Here is a 6,364-nt window from a genome sequence, read left to right as displayed (position 1 = left end):
GCCGCCCGGCGGCAGCAGCCACCAGGCGATCGCGCCGGCCGCGACGAAGCCGCTCGCCGCGAACAGCGCGACGCGCCCGGCCCGCGCGGCGCGCACCGGACGATCGGATCGCGCCATCAGATGCCCTGCTGCTTGAGGCGGTTCACGTGCGTGCGGATCACCGCGACCGGATCCTCGGCATTCGCGCCGCGCACGCCGAGCAACTGGTTGATCTCGTCGAGGTGGTTCCAGTGGTAGCTGGTGCTGATCACCTGGCCGAACAGCGAGCTGCAGCGCGACACCAGCCCGTCGTTCTGGCCCGAGCCGCGATTGATCATCACCGCGCCGGTGCCGAGCAGAGCCAGCGTCGAGATATCGGTGACGTTGGCCGAGTCGAAGGTGCTGGTGCTGGTATCGCTCGCGCCCGTCACGCCGAGCACGGTCGCGCCCGGCTGGATCGCCGTGCCGCCCCAGGAATAGAGCAGGTGCTGGTTGCCGGCGACGGTTTCGGTCGCCGCTCCCGTCTGGCAGGTGCCCGGCGCGCCGAGCCCGGCGCTCGGGAAGTTCTTGTTGTAGGCGGCCGTCTGTGCGGTGGTCAGCGTCTTGAGCGCGGCCAGCGCGTCCTGGTTGGTGTTCAGCGAGCTGTTGATCAGCGTGCCGAACACGTTGACGAAGGCGGCGATCACCGTCGACGACAGGCCGGTGGGATCGGTCGCCAGCACGCCCTGCACGAAATCGGCGAACTCGGAGCCGCGATGCGGCGTGCCGATGGTGGTCACCGAAGCCACCAGTTGCGGCGCGACCGCCGCCACGTAGCGCGAGGTCAGCCCGCCCTGGCTGTGGCCGATCAGGTTGACCTTGGTCGCGCCGGTGGCTGCCAGCACCTGCTTGACGTAGGCCAGCAACTGCTCGCCGCGGCCGTTCGGGCCGTCGTCGCTCTGGAAGCCGGACAGGTTGGCCACGTAGACCTTCGCGCCATGCGATTGCAGGTCGCTCTGGATGCCGTACCAGTAGTCGAGCACATTCGCGAACTTGTCGGTACCGGCAAGGCCGTGCACCAGGATCACCGGATAGCGCGTCGCCGCATAGGTATCGGCCGCCATCGCCGCGGGCGCCGCCGTCATCGCCAGGCCCGCCACCCCGGCCAGCGGCATCGCCGCCAGCGCCCATGCCACCGCCCTCGCCGCCAGCCTCGAACGCATCGATCTGCGCATGCTTATCTCCCTCGTTATTGGATCCGTCGATGTGAATGCAGCGCTCGATCGCGGCTACGCGCGAAGCCGGGCGCGGCAAGTGCGGAGTGAAACACGGCGGTGGCAGTCCTGTCCGGACTCACACGGATGTTTGGATGCGCATCTCTAATCGATTGACGCGAGCGATCGGGAACGGCGGCCGAACGAATCGCGTGGCGATGCTGCGTCGCCACATGGAGATATCACGGACTGCGAAGCATCGCGCGATGTGCGCATGGAACAGACGCGACAAGCCGACCGGCAATCATGCCGGCCAGGAACGCACGAGGGAGAAAGCGCGGAAAACGGCGCGTATGTTGCAGGCGCAACCAGCGCGCGGGTTCGTTTTGTTACGGCAGGATGCGCCGCAATGTGGCATCGCGCTTCACGAAGTGATGCCAGAGCGCGGCCAGCGCGTGCAGCCCGATCACGAAATAGAAGCTGTTGCCGATCAGTTCGTGGGCTTCCTTGAGCGGCCCGCGCAAGACCGGGTTCGCGTCGAACAGCGTGAATGAGATACCGAGCGGCGCGATCGTCACGGGATGGCCGCCCATGTTGACGAAGGCGATGCCGAGCAGCGGCTGGGCCAGCGTGAACAGGTAGAGCGCGAGATGGGAGAGCTTGGCGAGGAACGCGAGCACCGGCGGCTGCGGCAGCGGATCGGCCCGGCGCGAGGCGAAGCGCCAGAGCACGCGCAGGATCGAGAGCGACAACACCAGGGTGCCCGCGCAGAAATGCACGTTGGTCCAGAACAGGCGGCTGTCGGTGCCCTTCGGACCGCGAATCTCGATCGCGAGGTAGCCCAGCGCCACCAGCAGCACGATCAGCCAGTGAAAGGCGATCGCGGGACGGTTGTAGCGCGGCTGGGTCGCGAGGATGTTCTTCATCGGGGCTCCGGCGGGCGGATCGTATCGGGGGCGGCGCCTGGCTGGTGGCGGCCGGCGGCTATCGCGGCGATTGTACCGGGGCGAAGTGGCTCGCGGCAGCTTCGGCCCGCATGGATGCGGCGATTGGTCAGGCGTCGCGAGGGAGCCGCAGGGTCCGCAGCGGGGCGGAGCGATGAGGGATCGGCGCAGCCGGCAGCCACGCGATGCGCGTGCCGCACGAACCACCGCAGAGGAAAAAACAACGGCGCGCGCCCCGTCGGGAGCGCGCGCCGCATCGGCGATCGGCAATCAGCCGCTGATCGGCCGGGGATCGACCTGGGATCAACCGGTAATCAGCCGCCGTTGCGCGGCAGGAAACCGATCGGGTCGACCGGCTTGCCGTCCTGCCGGACCTCGAAGTCGAACGAGGAACGGCCATCCGGATCGGTGGCCATCTCGGCGATCGCCTGGCCCGCCGCGACGGCGTCGCCGTCGTTGACCAGCAGCTTGCCGTTGTGGCCGTAGGCGGTGATCAGGCCGCTCTCGTGCTTGAGGATCACCAGCGGGCCATATTTCGCGACGCCGGTGCCGGCATACACCACCCGGCCCGCGGCCGCGGCCCGCACGGTCTTGTCGCCGGTCGAGGTGATCGTGATGCCGCGCGTCTTGCCGGGGATGAAGCGCGAGGTGACGGTGCCCTGCGCCGGCCAGGCCAGCGCCGGCGGCTCGGCCGCCGTGGCGCCGGGCAGCGCGGACGAGGACGGCTGGCCCGAGGACGGCACCGGCGAGGTGATCGCGGTATTGCCCGGCGGCGGCGCGACGCGCAGCACCTGGCCGGGCGTGAGCATGTCGGTCGGCGCGATGTGGTTCCAGCTCGCGACGTCCTGGCTGCGCTGGCCGAAGCCGGCCGCGATGGACGGCAGCGTATCGCCGGGGTTGACGCGGTAGTAGCCGGCCAGCACGCCGCCCTGGTTCTGGCGGCTGGGTTGCGGCGTGCTCGTCGGCTGCCACGAGTCCGTCCACGGCGTCATCGTGCAGCCGCCGACCAGCGCGGCGCCGACGGCGAACAGGGTCGCGCGCGAGACGGCGCGACGATACGTGGTGGTTTCAGTGAAGATCGTTCTTCTCAAGCTGCCTCCCTAGTTTCGCTTCGCTGCGGGCGGCCGTGCATCGCGGGGATGCGCGGCGCGCGCCGCGTGGCCCGGGTCGGGCCGGTCCCGACAGGAGTGGGACCTTCAGACGCTGCCTTCGGTTTCCACGACGAGAATACGAGCCTCCCCGCGTGGATGGGCGACGTGTTCCGTCCCCACCGTGGCGTGAAAGATGTCGCCGGTCTCGAGCAGGGCAATATGCTCGCCGGCGGCATCGCGATAGTGCATGTCGACTTGTCCGTCGAGGACGACGAACACTTCCTCGCCGTCGTTCACATGCCAGATGTAAGGCTGGTCGGTCCAGTGCAGGCGCGTGGTGATACCGCGCATATTGGCGATATCGAGGGCGCCCCAGGCACGCGACGCGGTAAAGGTCTTGCTGCGGATGAGCTTCATGTCGGGTTCCGGCATCGCGGCGAGATGGCCGCGAATCTCGCCGCGCGGCCCGGCCCGGCCGCTGCGTGCCCGTCGGATAGTACCTGCTCGGCGCGAATTTCGGAACCTTCGCGCCCCGATTCGGCGCTTCGGGAACGCCCGGGCGCGGGATCCGGATCGAGCGCGCCGGGGATTTCGCCATGCAAAAAAAATCGGCCCGTGGGTTCCTGGTGGAACACCACGGGCCGATCCGGACTGCGGTACAGCTCGACTTCCACTGCAACTTCAACTACCTGCCACGGGCGGCGCGGCCATCCTGGCGCGCCGCCCGCGTCGATCAGCGACCCTTGTAGACCGGGGCGCCGTCGGCGATGCGGCGAACCTTCGACGGCGTGCCCGATTCGGCGGCCGCGGCCGGTTGCGCGCCGTAGCCGCTGGTATCGGCGTTGGCGAAGTTTTGTTGCGGGTTGATGCGGGATTCAGCAGCCTGGATACCGTTCGGGTAGTCGTTGCGGTCAGCGCTCGGGTTGTAACCGGCCTTTTGCAGCTGGGCCAGTTCGGCCTTCACTTCGGCACGGGTCAGCGGGCCGTTGGTCGGTTGAGCAAACGAGAGAGCCGGGACAGCGAGAACGGCAGCGGCAGCAACAGTAGCGATCAGCGATTTCATGATTTTCACCTCCGAGACTTTTTTTGCTTCACCGCACACACCATGTGAGCAGCGAGTGATGTGAAGTCTAGTCTTCTCGGCACCTAGGGAAAACCATGAAACGACGAAAACACTGTTCCGCGAACGATAATAATCAGCGGGTTCCGACGCTATCAACCCGATAGATAGCGTGGTTAATCGCAACAATTACCGTTCGCACCCTCCTCAGGCCCAGTTCGCGTGGAAGCTGCCCGGCTTGTCCGTGCGCTCGAAGGTGTGGGCGCCGAAGAAGTCTCGCTGCGCCTGCACAAGGTTCGCCGGCAGGCGTTCCGAGCGGTAGCTGTCGAAGTAGGCGACCGCCGAGGAGAAGGCCGGCACCGGCACGCCGGCCTGCACCGCGGCCACCACCACGTCGCGCAGCGCCTGCTGGTAGTTGGTCGAGATCTCCTGGAAGTACGGGTCGAGCAGCAGGTTCGCGAGTTCCGGGTTGGCCGTGTAGGCATCCGTGATCTTCTGCAGGAAACGCGCGCGGATGATGCAGCCGGCGCGGAAGATACGCGCGATTTCGCCCAGATTGAGCTTCCAGCCGTATTCCTTCGAGGCCGTGTCGAGCTGCGCGAAACCCTGCGCGTAGGAGATCACCTTGCTCAGGTAGAGCGCGCGGCGCACCGCCTCGACGAAGGCGGCACGATCGCCTTCCGGCTTGGCCGGCGAGGGCCCCTTCAGCACCTTGCTGGCGGCCACGCGCTGCGTCTTCAGCGAGGACAGCACGCGCGCGAACACCGATTCGGTGATCAGCGGCAGCGGCACGCCCAGGTCCAGCGCGTTCTGGCTGGTCCACTTGCCGGTGCCCTTCTGCGCGGCGCGGTCGAGGATCACGTCCACCAGGTGCTGGCCGGTTTCCTCGTCCTTCTTGTCGAAGATCTTCGAGGTGATCTCGATCAGGTAGCTGTCGAGCTCGCCCTGGTTCCATTCGGTGTAGACCTTGCCGAGTTCCTCGTTCGACAGCCCCGCCACCTGCTTGAGCACCGCGTAGCTTTCGGCGATCAGCTGCATGTCGCCGTACTCGATGCCGTTGTGGACCATCTTCACGTAGTGGCCTGCGCCGTCCGGGCCCATGTAGGCCACGCAGGGCTCGCCGTCGCCCGGCGCCTTGGCGGCGATCTGCTTGAGGATCGGCTCGACCAGGTCGTAGGCGTCGCGCTGGCCGCCCGGCATGATCGAGGGGCCGTGCAGCGCGCCCTCCTCGCCGCCCGACACGCCCGTGCCGATGAAGTGCAGGCCCGATTGCGCGAGTTCCTGGTTGCGGCGGATGGTGTCCGTGAAATGCGTGTTGCCGCCGTCGATCAGCACGTCGCCCTTGCCGAGCAGCGGCTTGAGCGCGGCGATCGTCGCGTCCGTGGCTTCGCCCGCCTTGACCATCAGCAGGATGCGGCGCGGCGTTTCGAGCGACGCGACGAACTCCTCCAGCGTGTAGGTCGGCACCAGCTTGCGGTCGGGGAATTCGGCGATCAGCTCGTCGGTCTTGTCGCGGCTGCGGTTGTACACGGACACGGCGTGACCGCGGCTCTCGATGTTCAACGCCAGATTGCGGCCCATCACGGCCATCCCGACCACGCCGATTGCTTGTTTGCCCATTGTTCATTCTCCGAAAAAAACACGGCGCGGCCCGACCGAGCCGCGCGCATAGCCGCAAGGATACGGGAAAACCAGGCGAGGCCGCTGCCTCGCGCGCGACGCGCCGATCAGGCGCGGCGGCGCAGCACCACGCTCAGGTTGTTGGCCGGCATCGCCACCACGCGCTCGAGTTCGAGGCCGGCCGCCTCGGCCAGCGCGACCACCGCCTCCAGGTCGCGCACGCCCCATTCGGCATCGCGCGCGCGCAGTTGCGCGTCGAACTCGGCGTTGGAGGGCGCGGTATGCGCGCCCGCGCGGCGATACGGGCCGTACAGCAGCAGCACGCCGCCGGCGGGCAGCCGCCGCGCGGCGCCGTTCACCAGCGCGACGGCCGCCGCCCAGGGCGCGATGTGGATCATGTTGATGCAGACCACCGCGTCGACGGCGTCCACCGGCCAGGGCTCGGCGCGCACGTCGAGCGCCAGCGGCGCGCGCAGG

Annotated in this window: 7 protein-coding genes; all 7 read right to left on the bottom strand. The window is 68.0% G+C overall.

All coding sequences use genetic code 11. From position 1 onward, the window contains the following. Nucleotides 1–116: 116 nt before the first annotated feature. Entirely contained in the window at nt 117–1,193 is a 1,077-nt protein-coding gene (locus F3J18_RS34960) for a triacylglycerol lipase (protein WP_105850059.1), read from the bottom strand. A 368-nt stretch (nt 1,194–1,561) separates the two neighbouring features. Further along, on the bottom strand, nt 1,562–2,098 hold the full coding sequence (locus F3J18_RS34955) for a cytochrome b (protein ID WP_166916669.1): 537 nt from the start codon (nt 2,096–2,098) through the stop codon (nt 1,562–1,564). A gap of 332 nt (nt 2,099–2,430) precedes the next feature. After that, on the bottom strand, nt 2,431–3,207 hold the full coding sequence (locus tag F3J18_RS34950) for a peptidoglycan DD-metalloendopeptidase family protein (protein WP_013690606.1): 777 nt from the start codon (nt 3,205–3,207) through the stop codon (nt 2,431–2,433). A gap of 105 nt (nt 3,208–3,312) precedes the next feature. Further along, nucleotides 3,313–3,624 carry a cupin gene (locus tag F3J18_RS34945; RefSeq protein WP_017920564.1) on the bottom strand — a complete coding sequence of 104 codons (312 nt, stop codon included), beginning with the start codon at nt 3,622–3,624 and terminating at the stop codon, nt 3,313–3,315. A 316-nt stretch (nt 3,625–3,940) separates the two neighbouring features. Next, nucleotides 3,941–4,270, bottom strand: a complete 330-nt coding sequence (locus F3J18_RS34940; RefSeq protein WP_025098921.1) for a DUF4148 domain-containing protein — start codon at nt 4,268–4,270, stop codon at nt 3,941–3,943. Nucleotides 4,271–4,474: 204 nt separating this feature from the next. Next, the gene (gene gndA, locus F3J18_RS34935; protein ID WP_166916668.1) at nt 4,475–5,887 is read right to left on the bottom strand and encodes an NADP-dependent phosphogluconate dehydrogenase; all 1,413 of its coding nucleotides are present in this window, start codon (nt 5,885–5,887) and stop codon (nt 4,475–4,477) included. A 107-nt stretch (nt 5,888–5,994) separates the two neighbouring features. Continuing rightward, nucleotides 5,995–6,364, bottom strand: a 370-nt coding sequence (locus F3J18_RS34930; protein ID WP_166916666.1) for a DUF938 domain-containing protein, incomplete at its 5' end; no start/stop codon positions are given.

The sequence above is a fragment of the Burkholderia sp. Ax-1720 genome (assembly GCF_011753035.1).
GTDB lineage: Bacteria > Pseudomonadota > Gammaproteobacteria > Burkholderiales > Burkholderiaceae > Burkholderia > Burkholderia gladioli.
The sequence above is the reverse complement of the archived record's forward strand: the minus strand, read 5'-3'. Positions and strand labels throughout refer to the sequence as shown.

Coding starts and splice junctions, on each gene's coding strand:
- F3J18_RS34960 (WP_105850059.1), bottom strand. CDS start 1,193: ATGCGCAGATCGATGCGTTCGAGGCTGGCGGCGAGGGCGGTGGCATGG.
- F3J18_RS34955 (WP_166916669.1), bottom strand. CDS start 2,098: ATGAAGAACATCCTCGCGACCCAGCCGCGCTACAACCGTCCCGCGATC.
- F3J18_RS34945 (WP_017920564.1), bottom strand. CDS start 3,624: ATGAAGCTCATCCGCAGCAAGACCTTTACCGCGTCGCGTGCCTGGGGC.
- F3J18_RS34940 (WP_025098921.1), bottom strand. CDS start 4,270: ATGAAATCGCTGATCGCTACTGTTGCTGCCGCTGCCGTTCTCGCTGTC.
- gndA (WP_166916668.1), bottom strand. CDS start 5,887: ATGGGCAAACAAGCAATCGGCGTGGTCGGGATGGCCGTGATGGGCCGC.